At 74.9% G+C, this 23388-nt stretch carries 19 protein-coding genes; 9 read left to right on the top strand and 10 right to left on the bottom strand.

Annotated features, from left to right (window positions below):
- The first annotated feature begins 2 nt into the window (after positions 1-2).
- Positions 3-1505, top strand: a complete 1503-nt coding sequence (gene mmsA, locus ACF09K_RS06555) for a CoA-acylating methylmalonate-semialdehyde dehydrogenase (RefSeq protein ID WP_392241382.1) — start codon at positions 3-5, stop codon at positions 1503-1505.
- Between the two features lie 48 nt (positions 1506-1553).
- Here the strand turns inward: mmsA and ACF09K_RS06550 are convergent, their stop codons facing one another.
- The gene (locus ACF09K_RS06550; RefSeq protein WP_392241381.1) at positions 1554-2381 is read right to left on the bottom strand and encodes a hypothetical protein; all 828 of its coding nucleotides are present in this window, start codon (positions 2379-2381) and stop codon (positions 1554-1556) included.
- 332 nt (positions 2382-2713) lie between these two features.
- Between ACF09K_RS06550 and ACF09K_RS06545 the strand changes: the two genes are divergently transcribed.
- The 4 genes from ACF09K_RS06545 to ACF09K_RS06530 all read left to right on the top strand — a co-directional run bounded on the left by ACF09K_RS06545 (position 2714) and on the right by ACF09K_RS06530 (position 9435).
- On the top strand, positions 2714-4138 hold the full coding sequence (locus tag ACF09K_RS06545) for an APC family permease (protein WP_392241380.1): 1425 nt from the start codon (positions 2714-2716) through the stop codon (positions 4136-4138).
- Positions 4139-4249: 111 nt separating this feature from the next.
- Positions 4250-6880: an alpha/beta fold hydrolase gene (locus ACF09K_RS06540; RefSeq protein WP_392241379.1), complete on the top strand. Its 2631-nt coding sequence runs from the start codon at positions 4250-4252 to the stop codon at positions 6878-6880.
- Entirely contained in the window at positions 6877-7779 is a 903-nt protein-coding gene (locus ACF09K_RS06535; RefSeq protein WP_392241378.1) for an ABC transporter permease, read from the top strand. Before ACF09K_RS06540 ends, ACF09K_RS06535 begins: the two co-directional genes overlap by 4 nt.
- Positions 7780-7935: 156 nt before the next feature.
- Positions 7936-9435 (top strand): von Willebrand factor type A domain-containing protein, encoded by a 1500-nt coding sequence (locus ACF09K_RS06530; RefSeq protein WP_392241377.1) that lies wholly within the window; start codon positions 7936-7938, stop codon positions 9433-9435.
- A 68-nt stretch (positions 9436-9503) separates the two neighbouring features.
- On the opposite strand, the gene ACF09K_RS06525 is transcribed toward ACF09K_RS06530, so the two are convergent.
- On the bottom strand, positions 9504-9896 hold the full coding sequence (locus ACF09K_RS06525; RefSeq protein WP_392241376.1) for a rodlin: 393 nt from the start codon (positions 9894-9896) through the stop codon (positions 9504-9506).
- 233 nt (positions 9897-10129) lie between these two features.
- Here ACF09K_RS06525 and ACF09K_RS06520 point away from each other — a divergent pair, with 233 nt between their 5' ends.
- The 4 genes from ACF09K_RS06520 to ACF09K_RS06505 all read left to right on the top strand — a co-directional run bounded on the left by ACF09K_RS06520 (position 10130) and on the right by ACF09K_RS06505 (position 13538).
- On the top strand, positions 10130-10519 hold the full coding sequence (locus ACF09K_RS06520) for a rodlin (RefSeq protein WP_392241375.1): 390 nt from the start codon (positions 10130-10132) through the stop codon (positions 10517-10519).
- Between the two features lie 281 nt (positions 10520-10800).
- Positions 10801-11028, top strand: a complete 228-nt coding sequence (locus ACF09K_RS06515; RefSeq protein WP_392241374.1) for a chaplin — start codon at positions 10801-10803, stop codon at positions 11026-11028.
- Between the two features lie 106 nt (positions 11029-11134).
- Positions 11135-11860 (top strand): chaplin family protein, encoded by a 726-nt coding sequence (locus ACF09K_RS06510; RefSeq protein WP_392241373.1) that lies wholly within the window; start codon positions 11135-11137, stop codon positions 11858-11860.
- A gap of 322 nt (positions 11861-12182) precedes the next feature.
- Positions 12183-13538 carry a glycoside hydrolase family 26 protein gene (locus tag ACF09K_RS06505; RefSeq protein WP_392241372.1) on the top strand — a complete coding sequence of 452 codons (1356 nt, stop codon included), beginning with the start codon at positions 12183-12185 and terminating at the stop codon, positions 13536-13538.
- A gap of 39 nt (positions 13539-13577) precedes the next feature.
- Here the strand turns inward: ACF09K_RS06505 and ACF09K_RS06500 are convergent, their stop codons facing one another.
- From ACF09K_RS06500 to ACF09K_RS06465, 8 genes are read right to left on the bottom strand one after another with little or no spacing between them, the layout of a single operon-like run.
- Positions 13578-14729 (bottom strand): GNAT family N-acetyltransferase, encoded by a 1152-nt coding sequence (locus ACF09K_RS06500; RefSeq protein WP_392241371.1) that lies wholly within the window; start codon positions 14727-14729, stop codon positions 13578-13580.
- Positions 14726-15382 carry a lipopolysaccharide biosynthesis protein gene (locus ACF09K_RS06495; protein WP_392241370.1) on the bottom strand — a complete coding sequence of 219 codons (657 nt, stop codon included), beginning with the start codon at positions 15380-15382 and terminating at the stop codon, positions 14726-14728. Before ACF09K_RS06495 ends, ACF09K_RS06500 begins: the two co-directional genes overlap by 4 nt.
- The gene (locus ACF09K_RS06490; protein ID WP_392241369.1) at positions 15379-16548 is read right to left on the bottom strand and encodes a glycosyltransferase; all 1170 of its coding nucleotides are present in this window, start codon (positions 16546-16548) and stop codon (positions 15379-15381) included. The genes ACF09K_RS06495 and ACF09K_RS06490 overlap by 4 nt, the downstream gene beginning before the upstream one ends.
- The gene (locus tag ACF09K_RS06485; protein ID WP_392241368.1) at positions 16545-17285 is read right to left on the bottom strand and encodes a polysaccharide deacetylase family protein; all 741 of its coding nucleotides are present in this window, start codon (positions 17283-17285) and stop codon (positions 16545-16547) included. The genes ACF09K_RS06490 and ACF09K_RS06485 overlap by 4 nt, the downstream gene beginning before the upstream one ends.
- Positions 17269-19089, bottom strand: coding sequence for a lipid II flippase MurJ (locus tag ACF09K_RS06480; RefSeq protein ID WP_392241367.1), 1821 nt, complete (start codon positions 19087-19089; stop codon positions 17269-17271). The genes ACF09K_RS06485 and ACF09K_RS06480 overlap by 17 nt, the downstream gene beginning before the upstream one ends.
- Entirely contained in the window at positions 19086-20468 is a 1383-nt protein-coding gene (locus ACF09K_RS06475) for an O-antigen ligase family protein (RefSeq protein WP_392241366.1), read from the bottom strand. The genes ACF09K_RS06480 and ACF09K_RS06475 overlap by 4 nt, the downstream gene beginning before the upstream one ends.
- Positions 20469-20477: 9 nt before the next feature.
- Complete coding sequence (locus ACF09K_RS06470; protein ID WP_392241365.1) at positions 20478-21929, bottom strand: exopolysaccharide biosynthesis polyprenyl glycosylphosphotransferase; 1452 nt, start codon at positions 21927-21929, stop codon at positions 20478-20480.
- Entirely contained in the window at positions 21926-23116 is a 1191-nt protein-coding gene (locus ACF09K_RS06465) for a glycosyltransferase (RefSeq protein WP_392241364.1), read from the bottom strand. The genes ACF09K_RS06470 and ACF09K_RS06465 overlap by 4 nt, the downstream gene beginning before the upstream one ends.
- Between the last annotated feature and the right edge of the window lie 272 nt (positions 23117-23388).

Below are 23388 nucleotides of genomic sequence, written 5' to 3'. Positions count from 1 at the left end.
TCATGACGAAGATCGTCAACCACTGGATCGGCGGCAAGTCCGTCGAGGGCGCGTCGGGCACGTACGGGCCGGTCACCGACCCGGCGACCGGCGCGGTCACCACCAAGGTCGCGTTCGCGACCGTCGACGAGGTCGACGCCGCCGTCGCCGCCGCCAAGGACGCCTACGCCACCTGGGGACAGTCCTCGCTGGCCAGGCGGACGGAGATCCTCTTCCGCTTCCGCGCCCTGCTCGACGCCAACCGCGACGCGATCGCCGAGCTGATCACCGCCGAGCACGGCAAGGTGCACTCCGACGCGCTCGGCGAGGTCGCCCGCGGCCTGGAGATCGTCGACCTGGCCTGCGGCATCAGCGTCCAGCTCAAGGGCGAGCTGTCCACGCAGGTCGCCGGCCGCGTGGACGTGTCGTCGATCCGGCAGCCGCTGGGCGTCGTCGCCGGCATCACGCCGTTCAACTTCCCGGCCATGGTGCCGATGTGGATGTTCCCCCTCGCCATCGCGTGCGGCAACACCTTCGTGCTGAAGCCGAGCGAGAAGGACCCGTCGGCGTCCCTGAAGCTCGCCGAGCTGCTCGCGGAGGCCGGTCTGCCGGACGGCGTCTTCAACGTCGTGCACGGGGACAAGGCCGCCGTCGACCGGCTCCTGGAGCACCCGGACGTCAAGGCCGTCTCCTTCGTCGGCTCGACCCCGATCGCCCGGTACATCCACACCACGGCCTCCGCCAACGGCAAGCGCGTCCAGGCGCTGGGCGGCGCCAAGAACCACATGCTGGTCCTCCCGGACGCCGACCTGGACGCGGCGGCGGACGCGGCGGTCAGCGCGGCCTACGGCTCGGCCGGCGAGCGCTGCATGGCCATCTCGGCCGTGGTCGCGGTCGGCGCGATCGGCGACGAGCTGGTGGCGAAGATCCGCGAGCGCGCCGAGAAGATCACGATCGGTCCGGGCAACGACCCGGCCTCCGAGATGGGCCCGCTCATCACCAAGGTCCACCGCGACAAGGTGGCGTCCTACGTCGAGGGCGCGGCCGCCGAGGGGGCCGAGGTCGTCCTGGACGGCACCGGTCACACCGTCGAGGGCTTCGAGGACGGCCACTGGATCGGCATCTCGCTGCTGGACAAGGTGCCGACCACCGCGAGGGCCTACCGGGACGAGATCTTCGGCCCCGTCCTGTGCGTGCTGCGCGTGGACACCTACGACGAGGGCGTGGCGCTGATCAACGCGTCGCCCTTCGGCAACGGCACCGCGATCTTCACCCGCGACGGCGGCGCCGCCCGCCGCTTCCAGCTGGAGATCGAGGCCGGCATGGTCGGCGTGAACGTCCCGATCCCGGTCCCCGTCGGCTACCACAGCTTCGGCGGCTGGAAGGACTCCCTCTTCGGCGACCACCACATCTACGGCAACGACGGCACGCACTTCTACACCCGCGGCAAGGTCGTCACCACCCGCTGGCCGGACCCGGCCGACGCCCCGGCCGGCGTCGACCTGGGCTTCCCGCGCAACCACTGAGCCGGCGGCACGGTGCCCCGTCCCCTCGCGGGACGGGGCACCGCCGTGTCACTGCGCCGCGCCGCTCTCCTTGAGGGCCTCGGTGAGGTCACCGGTCTGCGCGGCCGGCGGGGCCTTCACCGCGGCCGTCTCGCCGAACCTGTCGAAGTCCATGGTGACCTTGATGGTGCCGAACTCCTGGATCATGCGGACCGGAAGGTCCTTCGCACCCACCCAGACCTCCATCGTGAGGGAGGTGGCGCCCGAGCCCGTGAGGGTGCCGAAGGCGTCCTTGAACTTGCCCATCTGCTTCTGGTCGACGACGGCCCGGTAGTGGGTCGTGGCCTTCCCGTTCACCGTCTCCGGGCCGAGGTCCTCGACGTCGTTGGCGTACTTCAGGCCCTTCATGGACGCCGACGGGCTGCCGTTGCTGCCGCTGAGGGCCTGCGCGCCCTGCTCGCCGAACACGGCCGAGCTGTCGACCTTCATCCACTCCTTGCCCTCCAGGGGGCCGGAGGCCTGCGGGTCGACGTCGTAGTAGTACGCCCCGTCCACGAACAGCATGCGGGTCGTCGGAGCGTCTTGGAGCTGCTGCATCTGCGCGGCGGCGGTGTCCATCTCGACGTCGAACGCGTACCCGTCGCCCCAGGAGTAGGTGCCCTCCATCGTGACGGGGGCACCGGTGCCCATGTCGGTGGTCATCCTGACCTCGGCCGAGCCGAGCTGCTCGGTCCGGTCCGTCGCGCGCGTGAGCGCCGCCATGATCTGCTCGGAGCCGTCGGCCACCTCGGCGGCCTTGCGCGCGGTGTCCCTGACCGGGTCGGAGCTGCACCCGGTGGCCGCCACCAGTGCCGCCGCCGTGAACCCCACCCAGGCAGCGGTGTACTTGACCTTCATCCGTCCCCACCCCGTTGCTGTGAACCGTCTGTGTCCCAGACTCTAGCGGCCCCCACCGACACGTCCGGACAGCGGACGGCGGCACGTTTTTTCACCTCCCGCCCTACGGTTCCCGTACGGCCCACCACCCCTTTGCCGCTTGCCTGTCACTGCGGAATACCTCTATCAATTCCTCTGTGATCAACGAATTCCGTAGATGAACACCTATTGACGCAGCGGTTTTCGTCGGGGTTCCATGCAGCGCCGGGAGCGGCCACAACGAGTACCACCCCAGCCGCCGGAGGCGATAGCGCTCCCGACCGAACCTCGCCGCACCAGTCGATCGGAACTCCATGACCGACACGCTCCGCCCCGTCCAGGACCCCGTCCAGGCCCCCGCCGACGGGACCGCCGTCCCCGGCGCCCACGACGGCCCCCAGAAGCTCAAGCGTTCCATCGGAGTGGTCGGCGGCACCCTGCTGACCCTGTCCTGCGTGACCCCCGCCTCCACCCTGTTCGTCGTGGTGCCCGACCTGTTCGGCTCGCTCGGCACCGCGACCGCCCTCACGATCGCGATCGGCTCCCTCCTCTGCGTCGCGGTGGCGTTCTGCTACTCGGAACTGGGCACCCTCATCCCCAGCGCGGGCGGCGAGTACGCGATGGTCTCCACGATGGCCGGGCGGCTGGCGGGCTGGCTGGTGTTCGTCCTCTCCCTCCTGGTCGTGATGATCGTCCCGCCGGTGATCGCCATGGGCACGGCCGACTACCTGGCCCCCGTCGTCCACCTCGACCCGTCGCTGGCCGGCGCCGCCGTGATGCTGCTCGCCACCCTCGCGGGCCTGCTCGACCTGCGTGCCAACGCCTGGATCACCGGCGTCTTCCTGGTCCTGGAGGTCATCGCGGCGGCCGTCGTCGCGGTGCTGGGCTTCGCCCACAGCGAGCGCGGCGCGGGCAGCCTGGTCTCCCTGGAGGTCGCGGGCGCGGACGGCCACGCCGACACCGTGACGGCCATGCTGATCGTCTCCGGCCTGGCCATCGCCCTCTTCGTCACCCAGGGCTTCTCCACCGCCGTCTACCTGTCGGAGGAGCTGGAGAACCCGCGCCGCAACGTCGCCCGCACCGTCCTGGCCACCCTCGCCATCTCCACCGTGATCATCCTGGTCCCGGTCGTCGGCATCACCCTCGGCGCCTCCGACCTCACCGAGCTGACCGGCGGCGACATCGGCGCCATGGTGACCGCCTGGTCCAACTCGGCCGTCGGCACCTTCGTCAGCCTCTGCGTGGCCCTCGCCATCGTGAACGCCGGCATCGTCATGGTCATCCAGAACTCCCGCGTCCTGTTCGCCTCCGCCCGCGACCAGGCCTGGCCGCGGCCGGTCAACGCCGTCTTCTCCAAGCTCGGCCGCTTCGGCTCCCCGTGGGTGGCCACCCTCGCCGTCGGCGTCCCCGGCGCCCTGCTCTGCTTCGTCGACCTGGACACCCTGTACGGGGTCACCGGCGTCTCCGTGACCGGCATGTACCTGCTCGTCGCGGTCGCCGCGCTGCTCTCCCGCCGTGGCGACCACCGCCACACGCACGCCTGGCGCATGCCCCTGTGGCCGGTCGTCCCGGCCCTCCTGATCGTGGTCCTCGCCTACATCCTGACCCAGCAGGAGACCGTCCACCTCCTGTGGACCGGCGGCATCACCGTCGCGGCCACCCTCTACTGGGCGCTCTACCTCCGCCCCCGCCCCGCCACCCGCTGGCTGGTGTCGATCCCGGAGGACGCGCGGGACTGACCCGTACCGCGCCTGGTGTACGCCGGCCCCCCGCCGTACGCCCACGGGAGGTCGGGGAGTTCGGTCTCCGGTCGACAACTGTCCGACAGTTTCACCCCGTACCGTTGACGCATGGATCTTCGACTGCGCGGACCGCGGCGGCCGCGGCGGATCATCGCCGCCGCGGCCGCCGTCGCCGTGCTCGCCGCCGGCGGCACCTGGACGGCCGTGGCCTCGGACGACGCACCCCCCGTGCACCGCGCCGACCGGGTCATGGCCGTGAACGGCGTGCGCCTGGACACCTCCTGGTTCACCTCCGGCGGCTCCGGCCGCCGCCCCGCCGTCCTGCTCGGCCACGGCTTCGGCGGCAGCAAGGAGGACGTCCGCGAGCAGGCGGAGGAGCTGGCCGCCGACGGCTACGCGGTACTGACCTGGTCCGCGCGCGGCTTCGGCCGGTCCACCGGGAAGATCGGACTGAACGACCCCGAGGGCGAGGTCGCCGACGTCTCCCGGCTGATCGACTGGGTGGCGAAGCAGCCCGAGGTCCGGCTCGACAAGGCCGGCGACCCGCGCGTGGGCCTGGCCGGCGCCTCCTACGGCGGCGCGATCGCCCTGCTGGCCGCCGGACACGACGACCGCGTCGACGCCCTCGCCCCCGCGATCACCTACTGGAACCTCGCCGACGCCCTGTTCCCCGGCGGCGTGTTCAAGAAGCTGTGGACCGGCGTCTTCTTCAACACCGGCGGTGGCTGCGCCAGGTTCGAGCCCGCCCTGTGCGCGATGTACGAGCGGGTCGCCGAGTCCGGCACCCCCGACGCCGCCGCCCGCGCCCTCCTCGAAGCGCGCTCCCCGTCCGCCGTCGGCGACCGCATCAAGGCGCCCACGCTGCTGTTCCAGGGCCAGACCGACTCCCTCTTCACCCTCGCCCAGGCCGACGCGGCCGCCAAGGCGATCCGCGCGGGCGGCGCCCCCGTCGACGTCGACTGGATCGCGGGCGGCCACGACGGCGGCGACCTGGAGGCGAGCCGCGTCCGGGCCCGCGTCACCTCCTGGTTCGACCGCCACCTCAAGGGCGACAAGGGCGCCGACACCGGCCCCGCCTTCCGCGTCACCCGCACCGGAGGCGTCGACTCCACCGACGGCACCGCCCTCCTGCGCGGCGCGAGCGACGACACCTACCCCGGTCTCACCGGCGGCGTCCGCCCGATCGCCCTCACCGGCCGCGAGCAGTCCTTCGCCAACCCGCCCGGCGCCAGTCCGCCCGCCGTGTCCGCCCTGCCCGGACTCGGCGGCGGCGGCCTCTCCCGGCTGTCCTCCCTCGGCGTCGGCGTCTCCCTCGACTTCCCCGGCCAGTTCGCCGCCTTCACCTCCGCCCCCCTCACCGCGGACCTGCGCGTCACCGGCTCCCCGACGGCCACCGTCCACGTCAGGTCGACCGGTGAGGACGCCGTCCTGTTCGGCAAGGTCTACGACGTCGGCCCGGACGGCCGACAGCAGGTGCTGCCCTCCCAGCTGGTCGCCCCGATCCGCGTCGAGGGCGCGAAGGCCGGCAAGGACGTCACGCTCACCCTCCCGGCCGTCGACCACGAGGTCGACAAGGGCCACCGCCTGCGCCTGGTCCTCGCCTCCACCGACCTCGGCTACGCCTCCCCGGCCGCCCCGGCGACGTACACCGTCTCCCTGAAGGGCGACCTAGCGGTGCCCACCGCCGCCGGCGTGCGCACCGCGGCCGCCCCGCTGCCGTCCTGGGTGTGGTGGCTGCCCCTCGCGGGCGCGGGCCTCGCCCTGGCCCTGCTGGCCACGGGCCGCCGCCGCACCGCGACCCCCGCCCCCGACCCGGGGCTGGCCGAGGTCCCGCTCCGGATCACCGACCTGAGCAAGAAGTACGCGGGCGGTGACCGCTACAGCGTCCGCGACCTCTCCTTCCGCGTCGAGAAGGGCCAGGTCCTCGGCCTGCTCGGCCCCAACGGCGCCGGCAAGACGACCACCCTGCGCATGCTGATGGGCCTCATCACGCCGGACGGCGGCGAGATCCGCGTCTTCGGCCACGCCATCCGCCCCGGCGCCCCCGTCCTCTCCCGCGTGGGCGCCTTCGTCGAGGGCGCCGGCTTCCTCCCGCATCTGTCCGGCCGGCAGAACCTGGAGCTGTACTGGCGGGCCACCGGCCGCCCGGCCGGGGACGCCCACCTCGACGAGGCCCTGGAGATCGCCGGCCTCGGCGACGCCCTGGCCCGCGCCGTACGCACCTACTCGCAGGGCATGCGCCAGCGCCTGGCCATCGCCCAGGCCATGCTCGGCCTGCCCGACCTGCTCATCCTCGACGAACCGACCAACGGCCTGGACCCGCCCCAGATCCGCGAGATGCGCGAGGTGATGATCCGCTACGCCGCCGCCGGCCGCACGGTGATCGTCTCCAGCCACCTGCTGGCGGAGGTCGAGCAGACCTGCACGCACCTCGTGGTCATGGACCGCGGCCGGCTCGTCCAGGCGGGCCCGGTCGGCGCGATCGTCGGCTCCGGCGACACCCTCCTCGTCGGCACCGCCCACCCCGTGGACGAGCCGGTCGCGGAGAAGGTGGCCGCGCTGCCCGGCGTCGCCTCGGCCGTCCGCACCGACGACGGACTCCTCGTCCGCCTCGACGCCGACGGCACCGCCCAGCGCCTGGTCGCCGAGCTGGTGCGGCTCGACGTGCCCGTCCGGTCGGTCGGCCCGCACCGCCGCCTGGAAGACGCCTTCCTCACCCTGATCGGAGGCTCTGCATGAGCACGACGACCGAGCCGGACCGGCACACCGGACACACCGTGCCCGTCGCCACCCCCACCGCCTCGGGCTATCGCGCCGCGCGCACCCTGCCGCTGCGTGTCGAACTGACCCGCCAGCTCAGGCGCCGCCGCACCCTGGTCATGGGCGCCGTCCTCGCCGTCCTGCCGTTCGTCCTCGTCATCGCCTTCGCGATCGGCGGCGAACCGGGCGGCGGCGAGGGCGGCGACCGGATCAACCTGATGGACACGGCCACCGCGTCCGGCGCCAACTTCGCCGCGGTCAACCTGTTCGTCTCCGCGGGCTTCCTGCTGGTCATTCCCGTGGCCCTGTTCTGCGGCGACACCGTGGCCTCGGAGGCCGGCTGGTCCTCCCTGCGCTACCTCCTCGCCGCCCCCGTCCCGCGCGCCCGCCTGCTGTGGTCCAAGCTCGTCGTCGGACTCGGCCTGAGCCTGGCCGCGATGGTCCTGCTGCCGCTGGTCGCCCTCGCCGTCGGCACCGCCGCCTACGGCTGGGGCCCCCTGGCGATCCCCACCGGCGGCGCCCTCGACGCGGGCACCGCCGTCCAGCGGCTCGTGGTGATCGTCGGATACGTCTTCGTGTCCCAGCTGGTCACCGCCGGGCTCGCGTTCTGGTTGTCGACGAGGACCGACGCCCCGCTCGGCGCGGTCGGCGGCGCGGTCGGCCTGACGATCGTCGGCAACGTCCTCGACGCCGTCACCGCCCTCGGCCACTGGCGCGACTTCCTGCCCGCGCACTGGCAGTTCGCGTGGGCCGACGCCCTCCAGCCCACCCCCGAGTACGCGGGCATGATCCAGGGCACCGCCGTCTCGGTGACGTACGCGCTCGTCCTGTTCGCCCTGGCCTTCCGGGGCTTCGCCCGCAAGGACATCGTCTCGTAGACATCCGGGACATCCGGAAGATCACCCCCCGGTCTCGGCGGGCGTCCTCCGTGCCCGCTTCGAGACCCATCCGCAACACCCCGTGCCGCACGTTCGGGCCCCCGGTGGCGTCACAGTCACAGAAGCCGACGTCGACGACCGCAGGGGGAAACGCAGATGGAGACGACCCACCGCATCCGGGGGCTGCTCGCCGGCACGGCCGCCGCACTGGTGCTGCTCACCGGCTGCAGCGCGAGCGGCCCGCACGGCAGCGCCGACAGCGCCGAGCGCGGCGGGGGCCACCCCGCCCCCGCCGACGGCGGCGCCGCGCCCCGGGACCAGGAGCGGGAACCCGCCCGGGACCACCTCTCGACCTTCGCCCTGGACGTCGACACCGCCTCCTACGGCTACGCCCGCCGCGCCCTCGCCGACGGCGACCGCCCCGACCCGTCGACGATCCGCCCCGAGGAGTTCGTCAACAGCTTCCGCCAGGACTACGAACGCCCCGACGGCAACGGCTTCTCGGTGACCGTCGACGGAGCCCGCACCGGCGAGGAATGGTCCCTCCTGCGCGTCGGCCTCGCCACCCGCGCCACGACCGCCACCGCAGAGCGTCCGCCCGCCGCCCTCACCTTCGTGATCGACGTCTCCGGCTCGATGGCCGAACCCGGACGCCTCGACCTCGCCAAGGAGTCCCTCGGCACCATGACCGACCGGCTGCGCGACGACGACTCCGTCGCCCTGGTCACCTTCAGCGACGAGGCCGAGACCGTGCTGCCGATGACCCGCCTCGGCGACCGCCGCGGCCGCGTCCACGACGCCGTCGACAGCCTGGAGCCGGCCGACTCCACCAACCTCGGCGCCGGTGTCGGGACCGGCTACGCCACCGCCGTCGAAGGACTGCGCGAGGGCGCCACCAACCGTGTCGTCCTCGTCTCCGACGCCCTCGCCAACACCGGCGACACCGACGCCGACACCATCCTGGAACGCGTCGCGGGCGCCCGCCGCGAACACGGCATCACCCTCTTCGGCGTCGGCGTCGGCAGCGACTACGGCGACGCCCTGATGGAACGCCTCGCCGACCGGGGCGACGGCCACACCACCTACGTCTCGGACGACGCCGACGCCGAGAAGGTCTTCTGCGAGGAACTCCCGCTCCACGTCGACCTGACCGCCCGCGACGCCAAGGCCCAGGTCGCCTTCGACCCGCGCACGGTCGAGGAGTTCCGCCTCGTCGGCTACGACGACCGCCGGGTCGCCGACGACGACTTCCGCGACGACGACGTCGACGGCGGCGAGGTCGGCCCCGGCCACACGGTCACCGCGCTGTACGCCGTCCGCACCCGGCCCGGCGCCGAGGGCCACCTCGCCACCGCCACCGTCCGCTGGCTCGACCCCGCCACCCGCGCCCCGCACGAGTCCTCGGGCCGGATGGAGACGGGCGCCCTGCGCCAGGACCTGCCGAGCGCCCCCGCACGCTTCCAGGTCGCCGCCACCGCCGCCTACTTCGCCGACGCCCTGCGCGCCGGCGACGGCCGCTCCGGCGCCCTGCCCGACGCCCCGTCCCTCACCGAACTCGCGACGACGGCCCGCACCCTGGCGAAGCGGACCGAGGACCCGGAGGTCGGCCGCCTCGCCGAGACGATCGACCTGGCCCGCCGGGGCGGCGACCGGTAGCCGTCCCGGCATGGGGGGGGGGGGGGGGGCCCCCCCCGGGGGGCCCCCCCCCCCCCCCCATGCCGGTGTCAGCGCTCGCTGCTCGCGGACAGGATCGACACGTCCTCCAGGAGGTGGGCCAGCGCACCGTCGCGCTTGGTCTGGGTGGAGTTCTCGGCACACTGCTGCGTCAGGTCGTCCGACAGGATCGGGACGTTCTGGATCGGCACGACGTCGAGAACGGCGACGGGAATGTCGTTCACGGCGATGCACGGCTTGTTGAACGAGCCCTGGATGAGCGCCATCTGCGGGCTCATGTTGCCGTACGTGGCGGAGTTGCCGTAGCTCTGCATCGCGCCGTTGCCGTTCGACAGCGTGGGGCCGCTGTCGTCGCCGATCGCCAGAGCCTGCGGAGCGGCGGCGGCGGAGGCTCCCATGACGGAAGCGGCGATTGCCGTGGTGGCAAGAACCTTCTTGAACACTGGTCTGTCCTTTCTGCGGAAACCCCGTCCACCGGAGCCTCCTGGTCAACTCCGAACGGGCGGAGCGGTTTCTCCCGTTCACCCGGTTGGCTCAGACCCGCGGGCGGCGGACGGCCCGTCCCCGGCCGGTTCCCCGGCTTGCGGCCAACCGGGTGAACTCCCGCAACCAAAACCCCTGAGCCGGGTTGATCTCGCCGTAGGACAGTGCGTCGCTACGAGGAAAGGAACGCGAAGTGCTCAAGAAGGCAATGGTCGCTGCGGCGGCCGCCGCTTCTGTCATCGGTATGTCGGTTGCGGCCGCTCCCCAGGCTCTTGCCACGGGAGACGACTCGGGACCCACCGTGGCCAACGGCAACGGAGGCTCGTCGGCGTTCGGCAACTCGTCCACCAAGGGCGACATGAGCCCCCAGCTCTCGCTGGTCGACGGCTCGCTCAACAAGCCCTGTGCGGCCCTCGACGACATCAACGTCGCGGTTCTCAACATCGTGCCGGTCCAGGACATCCCGATCCTGTCGGACGACCTGACGCAGCAGTGCTCCGACAACTCCACCCAGAGCAAGCGCGACGGTGCCCTGTCGCACATCCTGGAGGACCTGTCGGTCCTGTCGGCGAACGGCGGCTGAGACCCGGTCGTCCCGCGCGCGGCCCGCTGAGCCTGTTGCGGGCCGCGCGCTCGCGTCCGGCGCGGAAAGCACCGGACGAGGGGACCGGCGCGGTTGCTCCCACCGGGGGAGCGGCGCGTCCCGGAGTGAGGCATTCGTGTGAATTCGCCGTGGCGAGGGTTCCGTGGGCGCTCCGGTCGTCAATTCCTCGTGTGCAGGCTGTGGTCATAGTGCGGGCCGTCCCCGTTGTGCTCGCTCGGTTCCGACCGTCACCCAGGCGTGACCGCAGAGAAGGGAAAATCATGAAGAAGACCGCTGCCGTCGTCGCGGGTCTGGTTCTGGCCCTCGGCGGGGCTGCCCCCGCTTTCGCCGACTCCGGTGCCAACGGCGCGACCATCGGCTCCGGTGGTGTCCTCTCCGGCAACGTCATCCAGGTGCCGATCCACATCCCGGTCAACGTCTGTGGCAACACCGTCAACGTCATCGGCCTGCTGAACCCGGCGGTCGGCAACGTCTGCGTCAACGACTGACCGAAAGTCCCGCCGGCCCTCTGGCCGGATCAAGGCCGGCCCCGGACACCGAGAGGTACGTCCAGGGCCGGCTTTTCCCACTTCTCCCAGCAGGAAGACCACGAGATTGCGACAGACCCTGAGCAGGGCGATGATCGCGGCCGCCGCCGCGACGAGCATTCTGTCCCTGTACGGCGGTTCCGCCCTGGCCGACTCGCACGCGGACGGCACCGCCGGGAACTCGCCCGGAGCCGTGTCGGGCAGCGCAGCCGAGGCCCCGCCGGCGACCCCGGCGAACGCCTGCGGCGGCCCGGCCGACGTCGCCGCGGCCCTGAACCCGGCCGCCGGCGACCCCTGTGCGACCACCTCCGGCGACAAGGAGAAGGACCGCTCCCCCGAGACACCGCCGTCCGGCGACGACGAGCCGGGTTACGGCGGTCCCGAGTCCGGTGGTGACGAGTCCGGCTACGGCGATCCGGGTTACGGCGGTTCCGAGTCCGGCGACGACGAGCCGGGTTACGGCGGCTCCCAGCCCGGTGACGAGTCCGGCTACGGCGACGGCCCCGAGGAGGACTGCGGGGGGTACGGCGACACGTGCGGCGGCGAGACGACTCCTCCGCCCGGTGGTCACACCTCCCCGCCGCCGGGACACCACACGCCGCCGCCTCCCGGCGACCACTCCACCCCGCCCCCGCACCAGGGTGAGCACCCGGCCCCGCCGCAGGGCGGGGACCGGCCGGAGCTGCCGCGGACCGGCAGCGGGGCGCTGCTCGCCGCCTCGGGGGTCAGCGCCGTGCTGATCGCCGCGGGCACCCTGCTGTACCGACGCGGCCGCGCCGCCTCCCGGCGCTGACGGCGACGGGCGCCGGACGCCCCGCACGCGTCCGGCGCCCGTGCCGGCCCCGCCGCCGGAGGGCCCTGGCGGACCACGTGGGCGGAGGGCCTTGGCGGACCACGTGGGCGGAGGGCCCTGGCGGACCACGTGGGCGGTCCACGGGCTCCGCACGGCCCGGACGTCTCTTTTCCTCCGGTGGTTTCACCGGTGCGGGCCGTCGGAGCACGCGAAAGCCGTAACGGCGGTGGCGTGGTTCCTTTTCGTGCGACTTCCATGTGACCGCGTGTCAGTCGTGCGCTTGCGCACCGGTGACGGCACGAGAGCGGAGAAAGGAGCAGGCATGGCCCCACAGCAGCGACGCGCCCGGTTCCGGCGACCGACCGTCGTCGCGGCGGCGGTCGCGGCGGCGGTGCTGGCGTCCGGTCCCGGATTCGCCACGAGTCCGGGCGCGACGGCCGCTTCGGCCCCGGCCCCGACTCCGGCCGGCACCCCGGCGCCGGCCGGCACCCCGGCGCCGGCCCCGACCGGTCCTGCGACCCCGACGGGTACCGCGGCCCCGAACCCGACCGCGACCGGCACTCCGGGGCCGGACCCGGAGCCGGTACCGACCGCCGGGTCCGGCCCCGCCTTCGGCGCCTACCTCGACTACGGCCCCCTGGGCGTGGCCCGGATGGCCCAGCTCAGCGGCTGGCTGGGCGGCTCCGAGCTGCGCGTCGGCCACACCTACCTGCCGGGCGACCGGTGGAGCAACATCGAGGGCCGGCCCGGCTTCCTCGACGTGTGGGCCGACTGGCGGGCCGAGAAGGACGACCGGATGCTCGTCCTCAACGTCCCCATGCTGGAGCGCAACGAGGAGGGCGTCCCCGACGCCGAGGTGCGGCGACTGCTGCGGCAGGGCGCGGCGGGCCGGTTCGACGACCACTTCCGCGCCCTGGCCGAGCGGCTGGTGGAGGCCGGCGCGCCGGACACGGTGCTCGTGCTCGGCTGGGAGATGAACGGCATCACGTACACCCACCGCTGCGGGCCGGACCCGCAGGCCTGGAAGACGTACTGGAAGCGGATCGTCACCGCCATGCGGGCCGTGCCGGGCCAGAGGTTCACCTTCGACTTCGCGCCGAGCCGCGGCCGGGACGCGGTCCCCTGGACCGAGTGCTATCCGGGGGACGACACCGTCGACGTCGTCGGAATGGACTCCTACGACCAGCCGAGCGGAATCTCCTTCGACGAGCAGGTGACGGAGCCCTACGGCCTCCAGGCACACGTGGACTTCGCCAGAAGGCACGGCAAGCCCGTCTCCTATCCGGAATGGGGTCTCTTCCGCAACGGCGACAACCCCGAGTACATGCGGCGCATGCTCGCCTGGATGGACGAGCACAAGCCGCTGTACAACACGGTGACCGACTACTGCCCGCACGGTGTGTGGCAGTGCGCGAAGAACCCCAGGGCCTCGGAGGTCTACCGCGCGGTCCTCTCCGGCCGCACCGGCGGGCCGGCGACCGCGCCGACGGCCACCGGTCCGACCCTGCCGGCGACTTCCGCCCCTTCGACCGTGACCCCGCCCCCGGCCCCGCCCACGACCGGGCCGGCCCCGCGGCCCACGGCGGACTGCTCGCCGCTGTACCTCGGCGACTGGGCCGCGTACTGGACGGGCGGCAAGGTCTGCGCGCGCCCGAACCGGTGGCCGCGCGGCTTCTGAGCCCTCCCCGCGGAGCACCCCGCCGGCGGTGGGCCCGTCTCAGGACCTGCCGCCGGCGGCACGTTCGCGCCGGTCCCGCCCGGCGGCCCGGTCCGGATGCTCACGCCGTTCCTCCCAGCGGCGCACCAGTTCCTTGCCCCGCCGCCGCGCGGCCACGTCCCACACCGCCGCCGACAGCAGCGGGGCCGTGCGCCGGCGGGCCAGCAGCAGCCGCTGGTTGACGACCGGTTCCGGCCGCCAGTGGTGCTTGTACGGCTCGTTGCCGCGCAGCAGGCTCAGGGTGCCGCACGCCTCGTGCCGGGTGTGCTCCGCGCAGGCGTCGAGCAGCATCACCGCCACGTCCGCCTTGTGCTCGCGCAGCCGCGGGTGGGCCCCGTAGAGGTAGCCGCCGGCCAGGCGGCGCGAGAGCAGGGTGAGGTCGACGGCCACCACGTCGTCGTTGAGGCGGAACTCGGTGACCACCGCGTCCCCCGAGCGCACCATCGGGCCCACCGAGCGCACCAGGTGCTCGCAGAAGCGGTCACGCAGGTGCTCGCCGGTCACCTTGCGGCCCTGCCACTGCAACCGGTGCAGCTCCAGCAGCCGCCGCAGCGCCGAGTCCACCCCGTCCGGGCGGACCACCTCGCGCCGCACGCCGAGCGCGGTCAGCCGGCGCAGCTTGGCGCGCACCCGCTGCGCCTTCGCCGGCGGCAGCCGCGCCACCAGCTCGTCCATCGGCACGGCGGGCAGCTCCAGGCACACCGAGTCGCTCACCCGCCGCCGGGGCCCGCTCCAGCGCTCGTAGACCTGCTCGACCGCGCTGCCCGGCCGGACCTCGCGGAAGTCGATCAGCGCGGAGCGGGCGGCCCCGGCGAGCGCCTCGGTGAGCGCGGCGACGGCCGTCTCCCCCCGCTCGTCGTCGACCAGGACGTCCCCGTAGTCGGAGATCGCCCCGCCGAGCGGCACCAGGGCGGGCAGCGGGCGGCGCACGGCCATCAGCGGGGCGACCGCGAGCAGGTCGTCGCCGGAGCGCACCACCAGCAGCCGCAGCCGGCCGTGTCCGCCGTAGGAGAGCCACCACGAGTGCAGCCACGGGTGGCTCTGGAAGGGGGTCGCCGTCGCACACCGCCGGTACAGGCGCGCCCAGGCGGGGGCCAGGGCGGCGAAGTCCCGCTCGGCGGTGACGACTTCGGTGAGGTACGCCGGCCTCACAGCGTTCCGCGGGCGTCGGCGGCGAGTGCCGGGCTCGGCACGGCGGCCGGTCTCCCGGGCTCCGGCCTGCTCCCCCTCGGCCGCACCAGCAGGAACAGGCCGCCCAGCAGGCCGCCGCCGCTCGCGCCGACCAGCCCGGTCAGCGCGGGGGACGCCGAGGACGGCTCGGTGGGCTCCACCGCGCGGGCGAACGGCTCGAGTTCGACGTGGGTGCCGGCCTTCGCCCCGGCGGCGTGCCGGGTCAGGGCGCGCGACACGGCGTTGGCCATGTCGGCGGCCAGGTCGGCGCGCGAGGAGGTCGCGGTGATCGACACCATCGGCGCGTCGGGCGAGGTCGCCGTGCGCACCGCGCCCCGGAGCGTCCGCACCGGTACCCCCGCCCACACCTGCGCGTCCCCGAGTACCGCCAGCTGGGTGGCGACCCGGCCGTAGGCCTGTGCGAAGCCGAGCGCGGACGCCGGGTCGGACTTCTCGGTGGGGACGGCGACGACGTAGGCCGTGGCGCTGTACACGGGCGGCTTCAGGGCGCCGTAGGCGCCGCCGAGCAGGCCGCCGGCGAGGGCGCCGACGGCGAGCAGCGACCACGGCGGGAGCGTCCTGACACGGCCCGGGGCGCCGGCTCGGCGGCGCGGGCGGGTGGGGTTGTCGGTCATGAGGAGGGCACTTCCTGGGGTGACGGGGCGGACGAGGGGGACGGCAGGGGCCGGCGGGCCGCCGCGGCCGCGTACACGTCCATGAGCCGGGCGGCGCTGCGGGTGATGTCGTAGTGGCGGGCGGCCTCGGGTGCGGTGCGCGGACCCGGGTCGGCGGCGCGGGTCCCGGCGAGCGCCCGGGCGAAGGCCTCGGGGCCGCCGGTGACGCGCCGGGCGGCGGGCGCGGCGGACGCGGGGAGGTCCTCGATCGCCGGGCAGGACGCGTACAGCACCGGCAGGCCCGAGGCCAGGGCCTCGACGGCGGCCAGGCCGAACGCCTCCTCCGGCGAGGGGGAGACGAGCACGTCCATCGCGCAGACGAGGGACGGCAGGTCGGGGCCGGGGCCGCCGTCCGGGAAACAGGGGCGTTCGCCGGTGAACAGGACCCGGTCGGCGACGCCGGCCTCGTGCGCGGTGCGGCGCAGCGCGCTCTCCTCGGGGCCGCCGCCGACCAGCAGCAGGTAGTGGTCGGCCGGGAGCGCGGCGAGGGCGGTGACCAGGACGTCGAAGCGTTTGCCCGGGTGCAGGCGCCCGACGCCGCCGATGACGCGGGCGTGGTCGGGCAGGCCCAGGCGGCGGCGGGTGCGGTGGCGCCGGAGCGGGTCGAAGCGGAACCGGGCCAGGTCGATGCCGTTGGGGACGACCACGATCCGGTCGGCCGGGACGCCCCAGCGCCGCAGGCGTTCGGCGACCGTGGGGGAGACGGCGACCGTGGTGCGGCCCAGCCGCTCGCCCGCCAGGTACAGGGCGCGGACGCCCCGGGTGAGCGGGCGGCCCTCCATCTGGGAGTCGCCCAGGGAGTGTTCGGTGGCGACCACCGCGCGCACCCCGGCGAGCCGGGCGGCGAGGCGGCCGTAGAGGCAGGCGCGGTAGAGGTGGGTGTGGACGAGGTCGTAGCGGCCGGAGCGGACGATCCGGACCAGCCGGGGCAGGGCGGTCAGGTCGCGGTTGCCGGCCATGCCGAGGTGGACGACGCGCACCCCGTCCGCGCTCAGCCCGTCGGCCACCGGGCCCGGGCCGGTCAGCGTCACGACGTCGCAGTCGGCGGGCAGGTGGCGCAGCAGCAGCCGCAGTTGCTGCTCGGCACCGCCGACCCCGAGCCCCGTGATGACGTGCAGCGCCCTCATCGCAGGCCCGCCACGGGACGGCGGCGCAGCCGGTGCAGCCGGTGCTTGAGGAACAGCCGGGCGGCGGTGTCGTTCTGCCCGACGTGGACGCGCGGCAGGGCGTGCGGGCCGGTCAGCGGGCCGGGGTCGATCGCGCAGGCGTACGCGTACCCGGCGTCCCGTACGGCGTCCACGGCGCGCCGGTCGACCGTCCCGTAGGGGTAGCAGAATCCCGCGACGTCCGTGCCGAGCAGCTCCGCGAGCGCGGCCCGGCTGCCGGCGGTCTCGGCCTCCAGGGCGCGGTCGTCCGCCCGGGTGAGGTCCACGTGGGTCAGGCCGTGCGAGCCGATCTCGACGCCCCGGGCGGCGGCCTCGCGGACGCCGTCGGCGGTCAGCAGCGGTCTGCGCGGGCCGAGCGGGTCCCAGGCGTTGTCGCCGCCGAGCCGGCCCGGCAGCACGAAGAGGGTCGCGGTGCAGCCGTGCCGGCGCAGCACGGGCAGGGCGCCGGTGAGGAAGTCGGCGTAGCCGTCGTCGAAGGTCAGGCCGGCCAGGTCACGCCCCTCGCCGCGCGCGCGGGCGGCGAGCAGCTCGGCCAGCGAGACGCCCCGCAGCCCCCAGCGCGCCAGCAGGGTCAGGTGCCGGTCCAGCCGCTCGGGCGTGACCGTGATGCGGTACGGGTCGTCGGAGCAGTCGCCCACGGAGTGGTACATCGCCACCCAGGGGACGGGGCCGGTTGCGGTGTCAACGGGAACGGACATGCGGGAGCCTTCGGGTCGCGGAACGAACGGGTCGGAGTGCGGAGGCGATGCCCTGGGCGCCCAGCGCCCAGCCCAGCAGGACGAAGACGGCGGTCACGGTGAGCGACCCGGCGGCCAGTCCCGCCGCGGGGCCGCCGAAGCGGCTTGCGGCGAGGGCGCCGACGGGGGCCGCGACCAGAGCGGCCAGTACCGGCCGGCTCAACTCGTTCACGACGCCCGGGACGTGGAGCGGGACGCTGCGCGGCACGCGGTGCGCGCCCCGCCGCGGGCGTGAGCCGGCCGGTCCGCCCGCGGTGCCGGCCAGCAGCACCAGGGCGGTGACGGTGATGCCGGCCGCGTTGGCGGCGGCGATCCCGTACACCCCCCAGGGCGCCACGCACAGCGCGCCCAGCCAGGACGTCACGAGGATCCCGACGGCCATCGCGCCGGCCGGGTACCAGGAGGCGCGGCCCGTCGAGAAGTAGGAGCGGGCCAGCACCCCGACCAGCGTCTGGCCGAGCAGCCCGAGCGCGTACACCCGCATCACGCCCGCCGTCACCGCCGTGTCCCCGGCGGTGAACGCGCCCCGCTGGAAGAACAGTTCGATCATCTGCGGCGCGCAGGCGAGGACCGCCGCCGTGCCGAGCAGCACCACGCAGGCGGCCAGCGCCAGGTCCTGCCGCACCCGGTCGCGGGCCCGCTCGGTGTCGCCCTCGGCGAGTGCCCGCGCGACCACCGGGAAGGTGACCGTGCACACCATCAGCGACAGGATCATGGGCATCTGCGCGACCTTCTGCGCGTAGTTCAGGTGCGAGATCGCCCCCGACGGCAGCTGCGAGGCGAGGAACCGCTCGACCAGGACCTGCGACTGCCGGCACAGCGCGAACAGCAGCACGGCCGCCACCACGGCCCCGCCCAGCGGCCGCGGCTCCTCGGCCACGGCGCCCGCCGGCCGCGCCCCGCGCCTGCGCAACTGCTTCCACAGCGACGGCAGTTGGACGGCCACCATCAGGCAGCCGCCGACCGCGACCCCGAACGCCGCCGACCGCACCCCCCAGCGTCCGCCGAGCACGGACATCCCCGCGACGATCCCGGTGTTGTACGCCACGTAGATCGCCGCCGGCGCCGCGAACCGCCGGTGCGCGCGCAGCGCCGCGCTGCAGTACCCGGCGAGCCCGAAGCTCACCACGCAGGTCGCGGTGAGCCGGGTGCAGTCGACGGCGAGCCCGGGATCGGGCAGGCCGGGCGCGAGGACCCCGACCAGCCGCGGGGCGAGCGCCGCCACGAGGGCGCCGACCGCCGCGAACGCCAGCGACAGCCGCGGGAGCGTCCCGGCGACCAGGGCGCGGACCGGGTCGCCGTCGACTCCCCGGGCGCGCCGGGCCAGGGCCAGGCTGAACGCCGGGATCAGCGCGAACGCCAGCCCGTCCTCGATGAGCAGGGTGGTCGCGAACTCCGGCACCGTCCACGCGACGAGGAAGGCGTCCGTGTCCCGGCCCGCCCCGAACAGCCGGGCCAGCGCCTGGTCGCGGACCAGCCCGAGCAGCGACCCGGCCACCGACAGGGCGGCGGTGACCAGGGCGGCCCGGGCCAGGAACCCGCCGGACGTCCGTGGCTCCTGTGACTCCCTTGGCTCCTGTGGCTCCTGTGGCTCTCGCGGTTCCCGTGGCTTTCCGGGCGTCAGCGGTTCCTGTGACTCCCGCGGCTCCAGAGGCGGCTCCCCGGCGCTCTCCCCGGGCCGCGGGTCGGGCCGCGTCGGCGGTACGGCCGTGTCGCCGGCCGTGTCGCCGTCCGCCCGCGGGGACCGGGAAGGCGTCACCGTCATCGCCCGAGCGCCTCCTCGCGCCCACCGCTCCCGAGCGTCCGCGCGCGCCCCTCGTGCCCGGCCGGTCCTTCGGCCCCGCGGGCCCGCCCGCCCCCGGCCAGCGCCCACCAGGCCGCGAGCCCCAGCGCCACCGCCGTCAGCACCGTCGAGGGCCCGCCGATGTCGGCGTACAGGAAGTCGGTGAGCTGCCAGACGAGCAGGCCGCAGGCGACGAGGGCGCAGTCGGAGCCGCCCGTGCCACGGCTCCGGAGCAGCCCGCGCAGCGCGCACACCAGCAGGGCCAGCCAGCTGCCCGCCAGCGCGAGCAGCCCGATCAGGCCCTGCTCGCCCAGGACCAGCAGGTACATGTTGTGCGGGGACAGCAGCGGCTGCCTGCGGAAGCCGGCGCCGGCGCCCTCGGTGTCGCTGCCGGCGGACAGCGCCAGCGAGGCGTGCGCGTCCCGGTGCTCGGGGAAACCCTTCAGCCCGACCCCGGTCAGCGGATGCGCGCGCCACATGCCGGCGGCCGCCGCCCACATCGTGTACCGGTCGGTGACCGACTGGTCGGGGGCGTCCGCGACCTGCGTGATGCTGCCGACGCGCTCCTGGAGCAGCGCCGAGCCGACGCCGAGGCCGCCGACCAGGACCACGCCCGCCGCCACCGCCACCGCGCCGGCCTTCAGCGCCCGCCGGGGCCCGGCCAGCACCAGCTGCGCCGAGCAGGTCACGGCCGTCGCGATCCACGCGCCCCGGCTGAAGGACAGGGCGAGCGGCAGCAGCAGGCCGAGGGCGCAGGCGGTGGCGACCGCCCGCTGCCGCGCCGTGGACCGGCCCAGGGCCAGGCCGACCGCGCAGACCAGCCCGAAGGACACCACCGTCGCCATGCCCATCACGTCCTGCGCCCCGAAGGTGCCGACCGCCCGGATCTCCTCGCCCTGGTAGGAGGCGCCGGTCCCGGTGGCGTACTGGTGCACGCCGACCGCGCCCTGCCAGCCCGCGAGGGCGACGAACGACCAGGCCAGCAGCCGGAAGTCGGACCGGTCGCGGATCAGCAGCAGCACCGCGGCCGGGACCAGGACGAACACCTGGAGGTAGCGGCCGAGGCCGCCGATCCCCGCGCCCGGCGAGGACGCCCCCATCGCGGCGAGCGCGAGCCCGGCCACCGGCAGCCCCAGCACCACGGCCGCCGTGCGCGACAGCGGACGCCGCCGCTGCCGCAGCAGCCGGACCGCGCAGAACAGCACGACGAGCGCGGAGCACGCGTCGGCCGGTCCCGCGCCGCCCTCCCCGCCGGGCGCGACCGGCAGCGCGAGCAGGGCCACCACGGCGACGACGGGCAGCACCGGCGACGGCGGCAGCGGCCGGGCACGGGGCGGGAGCAGGGGCGGGGCGAGGGTCATCGGACGGTTTCAGCTCCCGGTCGGTCGCACGAGGGCGGCCGCGGTGCGCAGCAGGATGCAGACGTCCTGCCACAGCGACCAGTTGTCGATGTAGGCGTTGTCGAACCGGGCCCGGTCCTCGATGGAGGTGTCACCGCGCAGCCCGTGGATCTGGGCGAGGCCGGTGATGCCGGTCCGCATCCGGTGCCGGGCCGCGTAACCGGGGTGGTTCTGGCTGAACCGGGCGACGAAGTAGGGGCGTTCGGGGCGCGGACCGACCAGGCTCATGTCGCCCCGCAGCACGTTCCACAGCTGGAGCAGTTCGTCCAGCGAGGTCTCGCGCAGGAAGCGGCAGAACGGGCTCATCCGCACCTCTCCCGCCACGCTCCACCTGGTGGCCGACTCGTGCTCGTCCACCGGACGGTGGGTGCGGAACTTCAGCAGGGTGAACGGGCGGCCGTCCCGGCCGATGCGTTCCTGCCGGAACACCACGCCCGGCCCGCCGGTCAGCCGCAGCACCGCCGCGAACACCAGCAGCAGCGGGCCTGTCAGCAGCAGCAGGATCCCCGCCACCGCGACGTCCAGCAGTCGCTTGCCGAGGCCGCCGCCGCGCCCGGTGCCCACGTCCAGCCGCCGGCAGGGGAACCCGGCGAGCTGCTCGCGGCTCGCGTACGACGGGGTCTCGGCGTCGACCTCCCACACGGCGCAGCCCGACTCGGCGAGCGCCCGCAGCAGCGGACCCTGCGCGGTGCGCACCGAGGGGTGGACGCACAGGACCTCGCGGACGCCGTTCTGGACGACGGCCCGCTGCACCTCCTGACCGGTGGTCAGCACCGGGAGCCCGTCGGTCCCGTCGGGGTGCCCGACGTGTTCGGCGACGATGCCGACCGGACGTACCCCGTAGCGGGGGTGGCGCAGCACCCCGGCCGCCACCCGCTGCGCGGTGGCCACCGGGCCGACGACCAGCGCGGCGCGCGGGTGGCGCAGCAGCGCCCGGCGGCGCCGCAGGTGGACGACGGCCCGGCCGGTGCAGCCGGCCAGGGCCTGCGCGGCGAACCCGAGTACCAGGGTCTCCGCGGACAGCGCGTGCGCCGGGGCGTACGCCGCCACGAGCGCCCCCAGCGTGAGCCAGGCCACCGCGATCCGTCCGCACACGGCGGGCAGTTCGTCCAGGACCCCGGTCACCGGCCGTGAGCGGCGGGGGCGCAGCAGCATCGTCGCCGTCACCAGCGCGGCGACGATCAGCGGGCGGCGCTGTGCCCCGGCCAGGGCCAGGGCGCCCGCCAGCGCGGCGAGACCGTCGGCGAGCAGCAGCGGCAGCGGCGGGACGGGCCGGGTGGCGGGCCGCCGGGCCGGGAACCGGAATCCCGCCGCGCTCCCGCGCCGCGGCGTGACCGGGGCGTGGGGGAACCCGGGCTGCGCGCCGGGTGTGAGGAGGGTGCTTTCCGCAGTCGGCGGGGGGACGGTGCTTTCCGTGGTCACGAGTGGATGGACTCCCTGTACTCGGTGGGCACGACCCGCGCCGGGTGACCGGCGGCGGACGGCTGCCGGCCGAGCAGGTCGCGGTACACGTCCGCGACCTGCCCGGCCGTGCGCCGCACGTCGTGCGTGGACAGGACGTGGCGGCGCCCCTGACGGGCGAGGGACTCCCGCAGCAGCGGGTCGAGCAGCAGCCCGGTGACCGCCCGGGCCAGCGCGGCGGCGTCCTGCGGGGCGACCAGGCAGCGGGGCGCGAGCGCGGCCGGCAGGCTCTCGCGGGCGCCGTCCACGTCGGTCACCACCACCGGCCGGCCGCAGGCCAGCGCCTCCAGCGGGGCCAGCGCCATGCCCTCCCAGCGCGAGGGCAGCACCACCAGGTCGGCGGCCTGGTACCAGGGGACCGCGTCGGTGACGGACCCCGCGAACAGCACCGTTTCCGGGGCGCGGGAGCGCAGCGCGTCGTGGTCCGGACCGTCGCCGACCAGGGCGAGCCGGGCTCCCGGTACGGCGGCCGCGACGGCGTCCCACGCGTCCAGCAGCACGTCCTGCCCCTTCTGCCGGCACAGCCGCCCCACGCACACCACGAGCGGGGCGGCCGCGTCGGTGTCCGGCAGGAGCGCGGCGCGCACGGTGCCGGCGGGGGCCGGGCGGAAGCGCCGCGGATCGACGCCGTTGGGGACGACCGCCCACCGCCCGGCGATGCCGGCCCGCATCCCGGTCGCCCGCTCCGCCTCGCTCACGCACACCAGCCGGTCGGCCCAGCGCGCCCCGAACCGCTCCCACCCGAGGGCCAGCGCGGCGGTGACCCCGCCGACCGCCTCGAACGACCAGGCGTGCGGCTGGAACACGGTCGGGATCCGCCCCCGTACGGCGAGCCGCCCGGCGAGCCCGGCCTTGGCGCTGTGCGCGTGCATCAGGTCGGGCCGCACCGCGTCGAGCACCCGTGCGAGCCGCCGCACCTCACCGGGCAGCGAGGGCCCCGGTGCCCGCGACGCCTCCCACCGCCGCACGTCCGCGCCGAGGGACCGCAGGTCCTCGGCGAGGGCGCCGGCGGGACAGGCGACGGCGACACGCAGCCCGGCGGCGAGCTGGGCGCGCGCCAGGTCCGTCACGACGCGGGCGACCCCGCCGGCCACGGGTTGGGTGAGGTGCAGGACCCGCGGTCCGACGTCGGGTTCTGGCTGGTGCATCGCGCGGTTTCCTCGCTCACGGTGGCGCTCGGGACGGGCGGGAACGCGCCTACTGCTTCCGTGTGCCGACGGCGGCGAAGAACACGCCGGCCCACGCCGCGTCCCGCTGGGGAACGAGCCGGCAGGCCGGCTGGTCACCACCGCGCCGCAAACCCGCTCGCAGATCGAACACATCGCGGCCGTCACCGGACGTGCGGGCGTACGCCGGTACACGCGCCGCCGGAGCCGCCCCCGGCCCGCTGATCGTGGAGTTCGGCACATCGTCGGACGGG

Source organism: Streptomyces sp. NPDC014882, from assembly GCF_043081325.1.
Taxonomy (GTDB): domain Bacteria; phylum Actinomycetota; class Actinomycetes; order Streptomycetales; family Streptomycetaceae; genus Streptomyces.
Note: the sequence above shows the minus strand (reverse complement) of the source record. Positions and strands in the feature narration are given on the sequence as shown.

Bases quoted from the DNA above. Each gene is read 5' to 3' on its own strand.
- ACF09K_RS06530 (WP_392241377.1), top strand. From the start codon at position 7,936: ATGGAGACGACCCACCGCATCCGGGGGCTGCTCGCCGGCACGGCCGCC.
- ACF09K_RS06550 (WP_392241381.1), bottom strand. From the start codon at position 2,381: ATGAAGGTCAAGTACACCGCTGCCTGGGTGGGGTTCACGGCGGCGGCA.
- ACF09K_RS06490 (WP_392241369.1), bottom strand. From the start codon at position 16,548: ATGAGGGCGCTGCACGTCATCACGGGGCTCGGGGTCGGCGGTGCCGAG.
- ACF09K_RS06545 (WP_392241380.1), top strand. From the start codon at position 2,714: ATGACCGACACGCTCCGCCCCGTCCAGGACCCCGTCCAGGCCCCCGCC.
- ACF09K_RS06540 (WP_392241379.1), top strand. From the start codon at position 4,250: ATGGATCTTCGACTGCGCGGACCGCGGCGGCCGCGGCGGATCATCGCC.
- ACF09K_RS06495 (WP_392241370.1), bottom strand. From the start codon at position 15,382: ATGACCGACAACCCCACCCGCCCGCGCCGCCGAGCCGGCGCCCCGGGC.
- ACF09K_RS06475 (WP_392241366.1), bottom strand. From the start codon at position 20,468: ATGACCCTCGCCCCGCCCCTGCTCCCGCCCCGTGCCCGGCCGCTGCCG.
- ACF09K_RS06505 (WP_392241372.1), top strand. From the start codon at position 12,183: ATGGCCCCACAGCAGCGACGCGCCCGGTTCCGGCGACCGACCGTCGTC.
- ACF09K_RS06465 (WP_392241364.1), bottom strand. From the start codon at position 23,116: ATGCACCAGCCAGAACCCGACGTCGGACCGCGGGTCCTGCACCTCACC.
- ACF09K_RS06485 (WP_392241368.1), bottom strand. From the start codon at position 17,285: ATGTCCGTTCCCGTTGACACCGCAACCGGCCCCGTCCCCTGGGTGGCG.
- ACF09K_RS06480 (WP_392241367.1), bottom strand. From the start codon at position 19,089: ATGACGGTGACGCCTTCCCGGTCCCCGCGGGCGGACGGCGACACGGCC.
- ACF09K_RS06535 (WP_392241378.1), top strand. From the start codon at position 6,877: ATGAGCACGACGACCGAGCCGGACCGGCACACCGGACACACCGTGCCC.
- mmsA (WP_392241382.1), top strand. From the start codon at position 3: ATGACGAAGATCGTCAACCACTGGATCGGCGGCAAGTCCGTCGAGGGC.
- ACF09K_RS06515 (WP_392241374.1), top strand. From the start codon at position 10,801: ATGAAGAAGACCGCTGCCGTCGTCGCGGGTCTGGTTCTGGCCCTCGGC.